We start from the raw sequence: 14,682 nt of genomic DNA, 5'->3' as shown, positions 1-14,682 counted from the left end.
TTACTGGAAAATTTACCATACTCATTTACCAAAAAACATAATGTGTTGCTGCGGAAGCCGATCGTCGTTTTTTAGGAGCTTCAACCCAATAACGTTCATTTCCTTCGTGGCTTGGGCTACGCTTAGTTTGTGAAGTTCTTTGATAGGCACGTTTGGATCTTCAGCGCGGTATTCGACCAGTACGATTCGTCCACCCGGTTTTAAGGCTGATGCGATGTGCTGCATCATTTCTCGGGGATACGAAAATTCATGATAAGCGTCGATCAGAATAGCCAGATCAATACTGCTGGTGGCTAATTTGGGATCTGATTCAGTACCAAGAACGGGCTCCACATTAGCTGCTTTGTGTTTGACTTTGCCTTCATTGAGATACGTAATCATTTCGGGCTGAATATCAACCGCCAGCACCTTTCCTTTCGTTAATTTGGGTGCCATCAGGAACGTAAAAAAGCCGGTCCCGGCGCCAATGTCGGCTACCACATCGGTAGGTTTCAGGTTGAGGGCTTTTAGTAATAAATCGGTGCGTTCTTCGCGTTCACGTTCCGGTCGGTCGAGCCACGAAGCGCCCAGGTGTCCCATAACCTGCGCAATTTCCCGGCCTTGGTATATTTTGCCAGTACCATCACGGCTAGCTTTCCTGACTTGGTATATATTTGCTGGCGTGGCCTGGGGTGCGGTAACGGTTTGTTGTGACCAACCCTGGTAGCCACTCGTCAGTAAAGCAAAGTATAGAATCCAGCGTCGTGTCATAGCTACGTTGTTCAGATGCAATCAGTAAACCATCTCAAGTGCAAACAGTTGTTCAATTTAACTAATTAGAGAGTTTATGAATCTTATCTTACATGTATTGCTTGATGCTGCCGTTATTTTCGGCTTAGCCTACCTGATGCCGCAAATTGATGTTAAAAACTTCGGAACGGCGGTACTCATTGCCCTGCTACTGGGCTTATTGAATTTCTTTGTGGGCTGGTTGATCCGCTTTCCACTTAACCTGTTTACTTTTTTCCTGCTAACCGGACTCGTTCGAATTGTGGTGACGGCTCTTTTGCTAAAACTGATCGATAAATTCATGGACAGTTTTACCATTGTCGGTTTCTGGCCCGCACTCGTTATTGCGCTGGCGGTTGCTGTAGCTGGCATGTTGATCGACCGCTCGGCACCAACGCCCGAAATGGTTGAATCAGGCTATGTTACTTACCTGCTTTCTTATTTACAATTGGCCTGACGGTGACTATACTTCCAGTCCAATAATCAAAAAGCCGGATCGAGATCGATCCGGCTTTTTGATTATTGAAATTAGCGGTTGATTAGTCGCTCCGACGACCGCCCAACAAGAGGCTTGCGTAGTAGAGCAACGTGGCTAATGAGCCAAGAGCGGCCACCACATAGGTCATAGCAGCCCACCAAAGCGCATCTTTGGCGAAACCATATTCGCGTTGATTCACAACGCCCCGGTTTTGAATCCAGGCCAGGGCTCTTTTGCTGGCATCGAACTCAACGGGTAAGGTAACAAAGCTAAACAGCGTTGTCAAGGCAAACAGAGCAACCCCAATGGCTAATGGAATAGGCGTTGTACGGATCAGTAAAACACCGGCCAGCAGAATCCATTGCATCCATTGCGATGAAACCGTTAGCACTGGGACCATGGCCGAACGGAATTTCAGAGGGGCGTAAGCTAGCTTGTGTTGCACAGCGTGCCCGCACTCGTGGGCCGCAACAGCCGCAGCGGCTACACTTCGGCCATAATACACATCGGCGCTCAGGTTTACGGTTTTTTCTTCCGGGTTATAGTGATCGGTGAGCATCCCTTCAACCGATACAACGCGGACATCATAAATGCCGTTTTCGTTCAGCATCTTTTGCGCCACTTCAGCACCACTCAAGCCATTGCTCAGGCCAATTTGGGAGTATTCATTGAATTTGCTTCGTAATCGCCAGCTCACAAATGCGCTAGCACCGAAGGTAAGAATCATAATTAACCAGATCATCTCAATTAGTCAGGTTTGTGGTTTCAATTAAACGGCCAAGGTATTCGGTCGTTACTAGTAAAACAACCGTTAGGCCAAAAAGTATCCCGATGGGCTGACCATTTATCAAGCCTGCGGGCCATTTAAACGCCCAAAACGCATTCGGCTCTACCCGCTGAACGAATAGAGCCGAATACCAATGCCGAAAAATAAGGATGTTATTGAGGTGCCCGCGTCAATACATATTCTTTATGTAGCCACCGAAATCCCTTATAAATCCGTGCGGTAAGTGTCTGCGAATCGAGGAGTTGAAGTTCAATATCAAAATGATTTCCTGTTTTCGGATGAATCAATTGACCACTCGACCAGCCTTTGCCGTCGAAGGATAGGTTCTGCATCAATAGTTGATTCTTAACGACGCCAAACTGGTTTTTACCAGTAGTACTTACGTCAAAAATACGACCAAAATACTGATTGCCAGATTTATAGATTTCTACACTCGATCCTTTCGCAGGAAATAGCCAGCGCCCCAAAATCTGATCTCCGGTATGGTCTACCGAAGACTTACCAGTAATAGGCCAGAGGAGAAGCACTATCAGGCTCAAGCCCCAGAAATAACGCTGGCTGCGCAATGAAATCATTTGTACGCTGATTTATAGAGTGATAATCAACTGAAACGACTCCGTAGCCTGGCTAGTAGCTTACCGTTGGTCCGTAACAGAACTTAAAAATATAGAATATATTTCTAAATCCATAAACATAGTAGATTAAATAGCTGAACAATCATAATAATCTTAAAAATCAGCCCGGGCCGCCGGTGCGGTTCTATAAACCGCTAATAACTTTGCTTGATTCGTTCAATAAGCTTGGTGGTCGAATAGCCCGGTACAAGCGCAACTGTTTCGACGCGGCCACCGCGACCTAACACAAAATCGGAACCGACGATATTTTCGACTGTGTAGTCGTTGCCTTTAACGAGGATATCAGGCTTAACCGCTTCGATCAGTTTAAGCGGGGTTTCTTCTCCAAAAAGCGTGACGGCATCAATAAATTCGAGCGCAGCCATGAGTCGGGCGCGAGCGTACTCATTCACAACAGGGCGTAATGGGCCTTTGATACAACTAACCGATGCATCTGTGTTAAGACCCAGAATCATACGGTCACCGAGGGCACGGGCTTTTTCGAGATAATCTATGTGGCCCAAGTGAACAATGTCGAAACAGCCGTTCGTAAAAACAATTTTTTTGCCTTCAGCGCGCCATTGATCAGCCTGACGGATGGCTTGCTCGCGAGTAAGAATTTTAGATTCGGTCATGAGATTCAATCAAAACTCAATATTGAGTCGCTCAAGGAAGGCTTATGCGCAATTAATTCATCAATGATTCTATCACGATCAAGATCGGCTTGTTCAGTAAATACAATCGAAAATTTATTTGGGCCATCCATATTTCAACCGGATACGACGGGAAGCCTCTTCGCCCGAAACTCCTGTTTCTGGATGAGCTTTATAGTAATTATAACGTTTTGTTAGTAGTTCTTTGAGGAGAGACTGGTACTCTGGATTATTTTCTTCAGCTACTGGTTGTTCCCGTAGAAACTGGCGAACGGTTACCAACAACTCTCGTTGCTGTTCCTCTGACAGTTCATCTATCGTTTTGTGTAATTCTTCTGCGACACTCATAGCTGGTCTGTTTTTACAAATATAATCAATTACGGCTCCAGTTTCACCGCTTTAGGATCGTCCAGCACGTCGGGCAACTCAGTGGTTTTGTTGCGCCGGAGCAGCACAACTAGTAGCGCCAAAACGCCTAGAATGATGATCATCAGCGTGGAAACACCATGAATGAACGTAGCTAGTATCTGGCCATCCTGGGTGGTAAGGCCGTAAAGCAAGGCAACCTGACCAACTAGCAAGTGGAATGAACCGATGCCTCCTGGCGTAGGCGCTGCCATACCCAGCGTGCCAACCATAAGAATCGTTAACCCAGCCAATGGGCCGAGGTTTTCGGTGGCAGGCATGGCAAAAAACAGGGTATACGACATTAAGTAATACATTGTCCAGATGAGCAATGTATGAAATACAAAAGCGCCAGGTCTGTGTATTTTTCGAACGCTGAGCAGACCGTCTAGCAACCCTTTTAGAAAACCGCTGACCTTTTGATATAAGGGATGACGACCCAGTGCTTCCCGGTAACGGTTGAACAGAAACCAGGCAAGTAATGCACCGCCTAACAGTACGGCCCCTGCCAGCAGTAATATCCCTGAGCCACTAGAGCCTTTGGGGAGCTTACCACCCAGAAATTCGAGAAAGAATTGACTGATACGATCAAACTCCAGAACAAACGTAGCTGCCAGCAATAACACCAGCATCAACAAATCGAAGAGCCGTTCGGCGACAACTGCGCCAAAACTAACATTGACGGGTACTGCCGATAGCCGATACAGTGTTCCGCAGCGGATAAATTCACCAGCGCGGGGTAGGGCCATATTCGCCAGATAGCCCGTCAGAACGCTTACCGTTGTATCCAGTGAGGTGGGACGTTGAGGAACAACCGGTTCCAGCAATATACGCCAGCGTTCGGCCCGGCTCCAGTGGGCTACAAGGGTAAGTACGGCTGAAAGTAATACCCAACGATAATCGGCAGCTTTGATTTTCTGCCATAAACCAGCCGCATCGAGATGGCTTTGCTGAAAGGTAAACCACAGCAATCCCCCAGCAATAGAGAGGGAAACAAGGTATTTAAGTATATTCTTGAGATTCATACAGTGTGTAACGCAACTGGAAAGTCGCGCTGAGAGTACTATAAATACGGCTTCTCAGCCGCGCTACATTAAAAAAACTCCGCTACAAAGTAACGGAGTTTCATTGAAATGAACGGTAACGTTTAGCAAATGGCTGCTAGTATACCGCCATTTCGGGCTCAATGTCTCTTGCCCAGGCGTTTATTCCCCCGTCGAGATTATACAAATTCGTTAGCCCTGCCTGTGCATATAAGTATTGAGCCACATTGGCCGATCGGATACCGTGGTGACAATAAATGACAACAGGACGATCCGTTGGAATACGTTTCCGATTGTTTGGAATCATACCTACTGGAATCAATACAGAGCCTTCCAGATGGCACAAATCATATTCAGGTCGTTCCCGAACATCCAGAAGGAAAATATCGTCGCCCAGGATCAGGCGTTCAGATAGCTCCTGAACCGACATTTTCTGTGGTCCCAATGCCCCCGGAGTTGGGCGTAAACCCGCTGTCGTCAAGCCTTGTCGAGCCAGTTCGACAGCATCGGCCCGGCGTTTATTCTTGATTTTCTGTTGACCCATCGACAGTAAATCGACCATCAACAAATGCTCATTCAGCGTCTGGCCAACGCCTGTAATCAGTTTGATAACTTCGTTTGCCTGATAGGTGCCAATTACGCCCGGCAGCACGCCTAATACACCCGTGTCGTTGCAATTAGGAATTTCAATTTCGTTGGGATATTCGGGAAATAAGCATCGGTACGTTGGCCCCCGACGACCATCGCCCAGGTCGGCATTGAGAACAGCTACCTGCCCTTCGAACCGATGAATGGCCCCATATACGAACGGTTTTCCAAGCGTAACACAAACATCATTAACTAAATAACGCACTTTAAAATTGTCGGTACAGTCGACCACAATATCGTACGCTTCGATAATAGAACGGGCATTGCTGATATCCAGCGACATCGTGTAGGTATCGAAGGTAATATCTGGATTGAGCCGATTCAGATGATTAACGGCGATCTTGGCTTTAGGCTTTCCAATTTCATCGGTTGTATAAAGCACCTGACGTTGTAAATTGCTTAAATCAACTTTATCTGGATCAATAACGCCAATTGTACCAACGCCAGCAGCTGTCAGATAGAGCAGAACCGGGCATCCTAATCCACCAGCGCCAACAACTAGTACACGCGAATTTTTGAGCCTTAGTTGACCCGCTGGGCCAATTTCGGGGAGATTCAGGTGTTTCTGATAGCGTTGCTGTTCGGAAGGTACCAGCGTTGTTGCTTCCATAGAATTGTCTATATTAAGTTGGGTGAGGTTATAGCGCTATAAACAAACAGATTTCTCATCACTAAAATTGCGTTAAACTAACATCTGGCGTAAATATTTCGTAAACGTCCTGTATGTACTTTTTTTTAGTACTATTGCCCCGGCAAAATCCAAACGTTTCTCAACCATGAACAATACCTATTTTACAGTCGGAAAACCCCTGGCTGTTGGTCTGCTCGCTCTGACTATGACCTTTGTTAACAATCCTATCCAGGCAACTAGCGTTCCAAAACCTGCTATTAGTAAAAATAGTGAGGTTATGGCCAAAAAAGGCAAGTGGGAGACTCTGTTTGATGGCAAAACGTTAACAGGTTGGCATATCTACTTAAAATCAGGACAGCCCATCTCCGAAAAATGGATTGTCGATGATGGGGCAATTCACTTAACGGCAGGTGGGGCTGGTGATTTAGTCACGGATAAGGAATATGGTGATTTCGAGCTGGAGGTAGAATGGAAAATTGCCGAAGGAGGCAACAGCGGCATTATTTACCACGTTCACGAAGATCCGAAATACCGGGCTACGTATCAGACCGGCCCCGAAATGCAGGTTCTTGATAATGAGCGCCATCCCGATGCCAAGCAAGGCCGCGATAATAACCGGACTGCCGGTGCTCTGTATGATTTACAAAAGCCTGTTAACCTCGGAGCCGCCAAACCGGCTGGTGAATGGAATAAAGCCAAGTTGATCATCAAAGATGGTAAGGCAGAGCAATTCCTGAACGGAAAGAAAACAGCTGAGTATCCAACCAGTGGTCCTGAATGGGACAAAATGGTGTCAGAAAGTAAATTTAAGGGATGGGAAGGCTTTGGTAAGTATTCGACAGGGCATATCGCTCTGCAAGACCACGGCAACAAAGTCTGGTATCGCAATATTCGAATTCGCGAATTATAATTTTGAATGATAGAATGACTGAATGATAGAATGACCCCCGTCAGCCTCTTATTCTATCATTCAGTCATTCTATCATTAGTCATTCATAATTTATGAAATCATCCTCTCGCCGAACGGCCCTTAAAACATTAACAGGAACAGTGTTAACGCTGCCTGCCCTGACTAATTCCTTCGCCAGTTCCATGTCTCAATCTGAACAAGCAGCTCCCATGCTGAAAGGACGTATCAATCACGCGGTTTGCCGGTGGTGTTATAGTAAAATTTCGCTCGATGACTTATGCAAATCGGCTAAGGAAATGGGCATCAAAGGAATTGATTTAACGGGCCCCGCTGAATGGCCTACCCTAAAAAAATATGGCCTTACCTGTTCGATGGCACAGGGAGCCGGAAAAGGGATTCCAGATGGTTTCAACGATCCAAAATTCCACGACGAGCTGGTAGCCAGTTACGAAGCTATTTTTCCGAAAATGAAAGAAGCGGGTCTGACGCAAGTTATCTGTTTTTCGGGCAATCGCCGGGGTATGAGCAACGAGCAGGGATTAGAAAACTGCGCCGTTGGTTTGAAACGACTGATGCCAAGTGCTGAAAAGTACGGTATCACGATGATCATGGAACTGCTCAACAGTAAGGTTGATCATAAGGATTACATGTGCGATCACTCGGCCTGGGGCGTTGAGCTTTGCAAAAAAGTTGGTTCTGAGAATTTCAAACTGCTTTATGATATCTATCATATGCAGATCATGGAGGGCGATATCATTCGGACAATCCGTGAGAACAATAAGTACTTTGGCCATTACCACACAGGTGGTAATCCCGGTCGGAACGAAATCGATGAGACACAGGAACTCTATTATCCTGCTATCATGAAAGCTATTGTCGACACAGGTTTCAAAGGTTTTGTGGCGCAGGAGTTCATCCCCAAACGCGACCCATTAACCAGCCTGAAAGAATCGGTGGCTATATGTGACGTTTAGTTTTGTAGAGACGCAATCCTTTGCGTCTCATACTATGAATGATTGTTGATGCTGCAAATTGCTGACGCAATGGAGACGCAAGGAATTGCGTCTCTACAACTTATAATTCTTATACTCACCAATACGCCAGCCGGTGAGTTTTTCCATGAAGGTTAGAAAACGGACTCTGGCTGAGTAGCGTTTCTGGCTGGTATCGAATGTAAATGGCCAGTTCAAGCGATCAACGCGGGCTTGCATCACGGCAGGGTGCGTCCCTGTAAAATGTGCAAGTGAGTCGATTTGACTATAATCGAAGGCATCAACACTGGCATCGGCCTGAGCAATGGTTGCGCTGGTATTCCAGAAATGATTCGCATTGCGTAGCCGTTTTTTCTGCGTTTCGGGTGGTTTTACCCAACCATAGTGATAGATGTAGGCGTCAATCAACTTCACCTTCAGCTTCTGGTTAGCGCGCGTCCGAAATCCCTGGGCATCTTTGTACGACACCACATTTCCAGTATTTCGAATCACGCGTATTTCGCGCCGATACCATCGACGGGAGTCGCCTACGTAGCTGTAGGAACCGTAGAAATGCAGGTATTTGAACAATAGCCCATCTACACTCTTATCGTTCAGGTACTGCTCCATAGCCTGCTTCACAACCGGAATCGACTGTTCATGCAATACCTCATCGCCCTGGATGTAAAACGCCCAATCGGCATCCGGCGAAACAGCTGCCAGCGCTTTGTCGGTTTCCAGAGCTAACACGCGCCCTCCGGCTTTGGCCGTATCATCCCAGGTTGTTCGAATAATGCGAATCTTATCGGACTTGATCGATTCAATCAACCCAAGTGTATCGTCGTCTGAGTCACCAACAGCAATCACAAATTCATCGCATAAGGGCAGGACCGAGGTGATAGCCTCAACAATAGGGTAATCGAATTGAACGGCATTGCGGATAAAACTGAATCCAGCTACTTTCATGGGGAGCAAATTGGATTGACTACGAGCTGGTAAAGATAAGTCCGTTTTCGTTAGCTGCCAGACGCGTAGATTCAGCAAGTAAGCAGGAATCCTGGAGTTGAATCATCTACAGCCTTTGTGACCCCATTGGAGTCACACAAAATATGGCTTAGCTTTTGCCTGATTTATTAATTAATCTGATGATTTATATAGGTATATTGAATATATTTGAAATAATATTTTATATTTAAGTAATTTTCAAAATATAATTTTAAATAAAGATGATTTTTTAGTCTTATAGTAAGTCTCGTTGTGAATCTGCAACTGATTCTGGCACAACCAGCGTATGGGCATTCTGCTAAAACTGTACTGAATTTTAACTTCACTCACTTCGGTCAATGACTTTTTTCAACGAAAGCAGTTTGCTTAATCAAATTTCTGAGGGTGATGAAAAGGCATTCGGCAAACTATATGACTTTTACCGACCTAGTATCCATCGTTTCGTCTGTAAATTTCTGAAATCAACGGATCTGTCGAATGACATTTGTCAGGAGGTATTCATGAAACTATGGGAGGACCGTTTAGCCACTAAGGATATCCATGCCTTTAAACCCTATTTGTTCACGATTACCCGAAACCATACGTTTAACTTCCTTAAGCGGGCTGCCGTAGAAGATCGGATAAAGACAGAAGTAGTAAGGTGGCATTATACCTCAACAAACGATACCGAAGACGCCATTATAGCCAAGGAATATCAGCAATTTCTTCAAGACGTTTTAGACACATTACCGCCCCAAAGCTGTGCCGTATTTACCCTATGTAGGCAACAGGGGAAAAGTTACGATGAGGCTGCCCAAATCTTAGGTATATCGAGCCATGCGATCAAAAAGCATATGGTTCGATCGATGAAAGTGATCCGATTTGCTGTTCAAAAAGATATAGGAATCGCCTGAGTTGATATTAAAGGTTTCAGGTTTAACGTTTCAAGTTCCATTTGGTGGTCTGCTAACCTGGAACTTGAAACCTGGAATCTTTAACATTCATCGATTTAATTATCGCCGGGGTGGTAGATTTTCTCGGCGTGTTTATAAACGTCGTCTTTGTAGAAATAAATTTCCTTGTACTGGCCCGTAATGTAGCCATTTACCTGATCAGTATAGTGTGGCGATGCCGGATCAGAACTGGAGCCTCCCGTCAAAATTGTCTTGGCCCGAAGCTTGTCGCCAAACTCAACCGCAGCAACGAAGGTATTGCCAGTGATGCCATATCGTTTATGCGTTTTGGCCGTTTTTTTGCTTACATACGCATTCAGCGAACCCATAAAACCGGGCGTTGCCGGAACACCCCAGCTAAGTTTATCATCGCTGGGGTCGCTTTCCGCAATCCGCTGAAAACGGTTGTCTGTTCCCCAGGCTACCTGCCAGGTGCCAAATTCTTTTTCGAGTTCAGTTACGACCTGAGCTAACGCTGTGACCTGCTCCATTGGCGATAAGAATTCAGTGGTAACGGCGGCTCCGTTGGTCAGCGAGTATTGTTCTTCGGTAGTAGCGGGTTTGGGCAAACGGGCCATGTCCAGTGCAATGATTTTTTCCAGCCAATGTACTGTTAGCGTCGTAGCGACCGAGTTTGTATCTGTTTTGAAATCCCATTTCTGTAAGATGTCTATCGGTTGTGCCAATTTTGTCTTAAGGGAGTCATTCGTTATGGATTGATATGCCGCAATCAGACTGGGAATGAACCGCTCTCCACTGGGCAGATACGTATCGTACGAAGCGGCAATAACATCGTCCATCGTCGCATTTTTCAGGGGCGTTAACACACGTACAGCGTGGACAGCGCGAGGGGTGTGGCCATCGGGTAGCATGTAAGCTGGTAACTTTAGCATTTCGGTGGATAACTCACCAGCACCATACAAAGGGGTTGAATTGCAGTTCTGTAACCAACCATTTGCCGGGTTGATGTAGTGTGGAATTTCCGTTAACTCATGGGTTCCCTGCCATTCCGTTGCCGATGTAGTTCCGTCTACCGGTCGTTTCCAATCGAGCAATGGGTTTTTTCTGGGTACGAAATTACCGTGCCAGTAAGCAATATTTCCGGCCTTATCGGCATACACCACATTGCTGCCGACCATAGCCCGGGCATTAATAGCCGCCGTAAATTCTTTCAGGTTACGCGCCTTCATTTTCAGCCAGTGCATACCCAGTAGTTCGATGTTGGGCTCGAAGGTTTTCAAGGTAATCCAGCGGGTGGCGGTGGCGTATACAACCGGTCCGTGGTGCGTACGATACGTAACGAATTTCCTGGTTGCCCAACCCGTTCCTTTCTTGTAACGTACGTCAATAACTGTGCTATCCACTGGTTTCCAGACGCCATTGTAACGATACATCCATTTCCCTTTTTTCTTCTCGACATCTTCGGCGTAGAGATCTTTGGCGTCCGAAAGCGAAACGGGGTGCATCCAGCCACAGAATTCGTTGAATCCCTGAAAAAGATTGAACTGGCCCAGGAAAGGCGCACCATACGAATTAAGCCCCTCATCGCTAACCACTTGAATTTCAATTCGACCGTAGTATTCGGCGTGCGGATTGATGAACAGCATCGCTTTCTTGCTCTTCGTGCGGGAGGGAGCCAGCGCCCAGCCGTTTGACCCGTCATTTTTGGGTGGTTCAGCGGTAAAACTGCGGCTGACGGTTGGGTTCTGATTGGCTTCTTTCAGATAGAAGGCTTTAAAATCGGCTTCACTGACATTGCTTCCACCCATCGCGGGTACGTTATTCATCAGGATCATCCAAGGCTCTACCCGAGTAAGCAATTTGGGCTTTACGGCCGGATGAGTAATCAAATAATAATTAATTCCAGCAGCGTGGGCGTCGCAGAGTTTCTTGAGCCAGTCTGGCGTTTTTTTGTACAACTGAATAGCCTGTGTAGAGTCAATGAACATCCGTGACCAGAGATCGCGGTAAATAGCGGATTCGCCTTCCGTTTCAGCCGTGCGCCCTAGTCGGCTAATGAGTGACGCTTCTACTTTATCGAAGAACTCTTCGCATTGCACGTACATAAGACCAAATACAGCATCGGCGTCTGTTTTTGCATATACGTGCGGAACGCCATAGGTATCTTTGACAATCTCAATGCCCTTGGCCCGCTTTTGTAAATCGGTCGCTTCCTGACTAGAAAACGGCATCTGTGCAATCGTGGATCTGGCCCACAGTCCAAAGAAAATAAGAACGAAATAAGTTTTTACATGCATCATCATTCAGGTTTAACTCGCTAGTTAATGGCCTAAAGAATAAATTCATTCTGTAGGCCCGAAAGCTAAAATAGCTTCATTACCTGAAAGACAATTAAGTTGACGGAGCGGGTACCCCTAGAGTCTTTTTTGTGTAGTCTGCTTTCTGGTTAAGAGATATTGTTGTTTCAGAGCCGCAGCAGCTTCCGGCTAACGGGCTGCCCGTCCAGATCAAGTTGCAGATAATAGGTGCCCGATGCCGTGGGCAACGAACGAGCAGGTACTATTTCCTGATGATCGCCCGCTGATTGATTAGGCCAGGATAGGCTATTCATCTGTCGACCAGTGGCATCGGTAATAATCAGCCGCACGTTGGTCCGTTGCTGGAGCTGGTATTGTAGGGTAACATCACCTATGGATGGATTTGGACTGATGGTGAAGGTAAATCCATCGGTAATTTCGGTGGCCAGCACGTCGGAGCCAAAGGGCAATACGGCGTTATCTATCCACTCCAAGCGGTTTTTTACCCATGTTTTCAGGTAATCAATTTCCTGTTGATAGGTTTGGCCCACATAGCCATTCGGCCAGACATACACGCCAATAACGGGCCACTTTTGGAAATTGCGGGTACGGGCGTCGGTCAGCTCTGTAGCTACCGAGTCGATGTAATTTTGAATCCGTTCGGTTTTGAGTACGTTCTTGCGAAGAGCCTGATACTTAATGCGAACTTTGCTGGCGAATGCTTTGTCGCTTAATAGGCGATCCCACCAGAATGGCATCTGGAAATCATCAGTCGCGCAGGTACGGGTAAAATCGTACGCCCATCCCTGATAAGAATTGCCGTTGCAATAATTGGAATTCCCATAGGTCAGGTTATAATCCCAGATTGGCCCCATGACCAATTTTCCGCCTTTACTATCGCGGTCTTTGTAGAAAAATGAACTGAGCCGATACCCATCCACATTTTTACAGACCTCCGTTAAGAGCAAGTAATCGACAAACGAATCATCGTTGATGTACTTTCGATAGCCCACCAGCGAGTCCTGATATTGTGCGCCTTTCAGCGCATTCTCGAAATCGGTTGCATACTGCTTGGCATATTGGAATTGGGCTTCGGCGAGGTCTTCTGGCTTTGGTCGATCAATCTGAATCAGGATATTTTTTCCATTGGTTTGATAAGCCGAATTCCATTCGCGCGACGCTGACCCTTCGGTTTTATCGATCTTGAAAATATACCCTCCCGTCAGCGCGTCGCCCGATATATCGGTTGTTTTGATGCTGGTAATATTGACCCGGTTTTTATCGCGCTTGATCTTCTCGAATAAAATGTAAATCCCTGAATAACTACCATTGACGATCACCTCACAATAGCGGTAGCGTGGCGTGTAATACTTGCTCATCTGCCGGTTCAAATCGTAGGTGAGCGTTTCCCGAATCAGAGTTTTGTCATTATAGGTCGCATTCAAAACCCAGTCCGACTCGGAGGGCATGCCCAGAATGGAGGCATTTGCAGAGTTCAACCCAGACGTGTCGCGTAGTTCAAATCCGTACGGTTTCTTCGGAAAAAATTGTTGCGATGTAGCTCCCCGTAATTCAATACCGATTTTACTACTGAAGGAAGGCTTGTCAGTTATACTATTAGTTTTACCTGCACCATTATCAATAATCTGTAAGCTGGCTACAATCTTTGGATCATCGGGTATGGTTTGTCCATTCGTATTAATAATCAGGATAGGAAGTTTGGATGACGTAAGTGTTTGCGCAGATACGGAAAAGTGGAGAAAACCAACGATGAGTAGTAGAAACGAAAACAAGCGCATAGGGGTAGTATACTAATTAGAATATAAAAATACGCCTATTTTATTGGATGTATAGAATTATTAGTAGAGGCTAAAGGCTGTCTATTGACCGATTAAGGGATTTCTTTTCAAAAATTCCCGCCAGTTCAATACAGTTATACCAGTGCTTCTTTTTTGCATTTGATTACCCGCATATAAGACAAATGAGTCTCTTTGATCACTTAAATTGTTCCAATAGGTTATATTTTTGAAAAACTCATTATTAATTGTTTGGCCAGGTTTTAACTCAATGGGTATAAGTTTTTCGGTTTCGTCAATAATGACATCTATTTCATGTCCTGTTTTATCTCGCGAATAAAACAGGTTGATAGGTAACCCCGCATTAGTACGTTGTTTTACTAATTCGGTGATGACCATGCCTTCAAAAATAGCTCCTCGTAATGGATGATTTTGGAGGTGTTCAAGCTTTGTGATGCAAATAAGCAAATAGGTCAGGTGTTCGCTGTACTTCGTCCAGAATGGCCCTATATGGATAAGAAGCCAAAAATCCCCTTGGGTCCTGTAACGCAAATTGGCGCATGTCTGGGTTTTCTAAGGATACATAGGGCTTGTCCTTAAATAGTTTTTTAGCCAGAGTCGTTTTCCCCGACTGGCGAGGGCCTGTGACAGCAACATCTTTAAAGGTAATCACTAACTGTATTAATTTTTCTTCTGAAATCCGATTAATCATTTTATAATTTAGCGAAAACTGGAAAAATCTGGAATCTGATTCCAGATTTTTCCAGTTTTCGCTAAATTATA

16 protein-coding genes are annotated in these 14,682 nt (G+C 45.7%); 4 read left to right on the top strand and 12 right to left on the bottom strand.

The genetic code is table 11. The features are described 5' to 3' along the window. Window positions 1–21 precede the first annotated feature (21 nt). Window positions 22–750, bottom strand: a complete 729-nt coding sequence (locus H3H32_RS22960; protein WP_182457944.1) for a class I SAM-dependent methyltransferase — start codon at window positions 748–750, stop codon at window positions 22–24. Between the two features lie 76 nt (window positions 751–826). On the opposite strand from H3H32_RS22960, the gene H3H32_RS22955 reads away from it, so the two are divergent. After that, entirely contained in the window at window positions 827–1,225 is a 399-nt protein-coding gene (locus tag H3H32_RS22955) for a phage holin family protein (protein WP_182457943.1), read from the top strand. A gap of 82 nt (window positions 1,226–1,307) precedes the next feature. On the opposite strand, the gene H3H32_RS22950 is transcribed toward H3H32_RS22955, so the two are convergent. The 6 genes from H3H32_RS22950 to moeB form a co-directional block, all read right to left on the bottom strand. Next, window positions 1,308–1,973: a zinc metallopeptidase gene (locus tag H3H32_RS22950; RefSeq protein WP_182457942.1), complete on the bottom strand. Its 666-nt coding sequence runs from the start codon at window positions 1,971–1,973 to the stop codon at window positions 1,308–1,310. 212 nt (window positions 1,974–2,185) lie between these two features. Continuing rightward, window positions 2,186–2,608, bottom strand: coding sequence for a DUF2147 domain-containing protein (locus H3H32_RS22945; RefSeq protein WP_182457941.1), 423 nt, complete (start codon window positions 2,606–2,608; stop codon window positions 2,186–2,188). A gap of 194 nt (window positions 2,609–2,802) precedes the next feature. Next, complete coding sequence (gene rfaE2, locus H3H32_RS22940; RefSeq protein ID WP_182457940.1) at window positions 2,803–3,282, bottom strand: D-glycero-beta-D-manno-heptose 1-phosphate adenylyltransferase; 480 nt, start codon at window positions 3,280–3,282, stop codon at window positions 2,803–2,805. 114 nt (window positions 3,283–3,396) lie between these two features. Continuing rightward, entirely contained in the window at window positions 3,397–3,648 is a 252-nt protein-coding gene (locus H3H32_RS22935) for a hypothetical protein (RefSeq protein ID WP_182457939.1), read from the bottom strand. 29 nt (window positions 3,649–3,677) lie between these two features. Further along, complete coding sequence (locus H3H32_RS22930) at window positions 3,678–4,730, bottom strand: lysylphosphatidylglycerol synthase transmembrane domain-containing protein (protein ID WP_182457938.1); 1,053 nt, start codon at window positions 4,728–4,730, stop codon at window positions 3,678–3,680. Between the two features lie 136 nt (window positions 4,731–4,866). Further along, window positions 4,867–6,006 carry a molybdopterin-synthase adenylyltransferase MoeB gene (gene moeB / locus H3H32_RS22925; protein WP_182457937.1) on the bottom strand — a complete coding sequence of 380 codons (1,140 nt, stop codon included), beginning with the start codon at window positions 6,004–6,006 and terminating at the stop codon, window positions 4,867–4,869. Window positions 6,007–6,304: 298 nt separating this feature from the next. On the opposite strand from moeB, the gene H3H32_RS22920 reads away from it, so the two are divergent. After that, the gene (locus H3H32_RS22920) at window positions 6,305–6,937 is read left to right on the top strand and encodes a 3-keto-disaccharide hydrolase (protein WP_374191853.1); all 633 of its coding nucleotides are present in this window, start codon (window positions 6,305–6,307) and stop codon (window positions 6,935–6,937) included. Window positions 6,938–7,029: 92 nt separating this feature from the next. Further along, a complete protein-coding gene (locus H3H32_RS22915) occupies window positions 7,030–7,911 on the top strand; it encodes a hydroxypyruvate isomerase family protein (RefSeq protein ID WP_182457935.1) in 882 nt (293 codons plus the stop codon). Between the two features lie 93 nt (window positions 7,912–8,004). Here the strand turns inward: H3H32_RS22915 and H3H32_RS22910 are convergent, their stop codons facing one another. Then, complete coding sequence (locus H3H32_RS22910; RefSeq protein WP_182464451.1) at window positions 8,005–8,874, bottom strand: glycosyltransferase family protein; 870 nt, start codon at window positions 8,872–8,874, stop codon at window positions 8,005–8,007. Between the two features lie 377 nt (window positions 8,875–9,251). Between H3H32_RS22910 and H3H32_RS22905 the strand changes: the two genes are divergently transcribed. Continuing rightward, complete coding sequence (locus H3H32_RS22905) at window positions 9,252–9,806, top strand: RNA polymerase sigma factor (protein ID WP_182457934.1); 555 nt, start codon at window positions 9,252–9,254, stop codon at window positions 9,804–9,806. Window positions 9,807–9,901: 95 nt separating this feature from the next. Here H3H32_RS22905 and H3H32_RS22900 read toward each other — a convergent pair whose 3' ends face one another. From H3H32_RS22900 to H3H32_RS37590, 4 genes are all read right to left on the bottom strand, one after another. Then, on the bottom strand, window positions 9,902–12,037 hold the full coding sequence (locus H3H32_RS22900) for a penicillin acylase family protein (RefSeq protein WP_240543464.1): 2,136 nt from the start codon (window positions 12,035–12,037) through the stop codon (window positions 9,902–9,904). A gap of 233 nt (window positions 12,038–12,270) precedes the next feature. Then, window positions 12,271–13,902 (bottom strand): CotH kinase family protein, encoded by a 1,632-nt coding sequence (locus H3H32_RS22895; RefSeq protein ID WP_182457933.1) that lies wholly within the window; start codon window positions 13,900–13,902, stop codon window positions 12,271–12,273. Window positions 13,903–13,983: 81 nt separating this feature from the next. Beyond that, window positions 13,984–14,367: a DUF4143 domain-containing protein gene (locus tag H3H32_RS37595; RefSeq protein WP_240543463.1), complete on the bottom strand. Its 384-nt coding sequence runs from the start codon at window positions 14,365–14,367 to the stop codon at window positions 13,984–13,986. Further along, window positions 14,342–14,611 (bottom strand): AAA family ATPase, encoded by a 270-nt coding sequence (locus H3H32_RS37590; RefSeq protein WP_240543462.1) that lies wholly within the window; start codon window positions 14,609–14,611, stop codon window positions 14,342–14,344. Before H3H32_RS37590 ends, H3H32_RS37595 begins: the two co-directional genes overlap by 26 nt. Window positions 14,612–14,682: the final 71 nt, after the last annotated feature.

Origin of the sequence: Spirosoma foliorum, from assembly GCF_014117325.1 — a bacterium.
Taxonomy (GTDB): domain Bacteria; phylum Bacteroidota; class Bacteroidia; order Cytophagales; family Spirosomataceae; genus Spirosoma; species Spirosoma foliorum.
The sequence above is the reverse complement of the archived record's forward strand: the minus strand, read 5'-3'. Positions and strand labels throughout refer to the sequence as shown.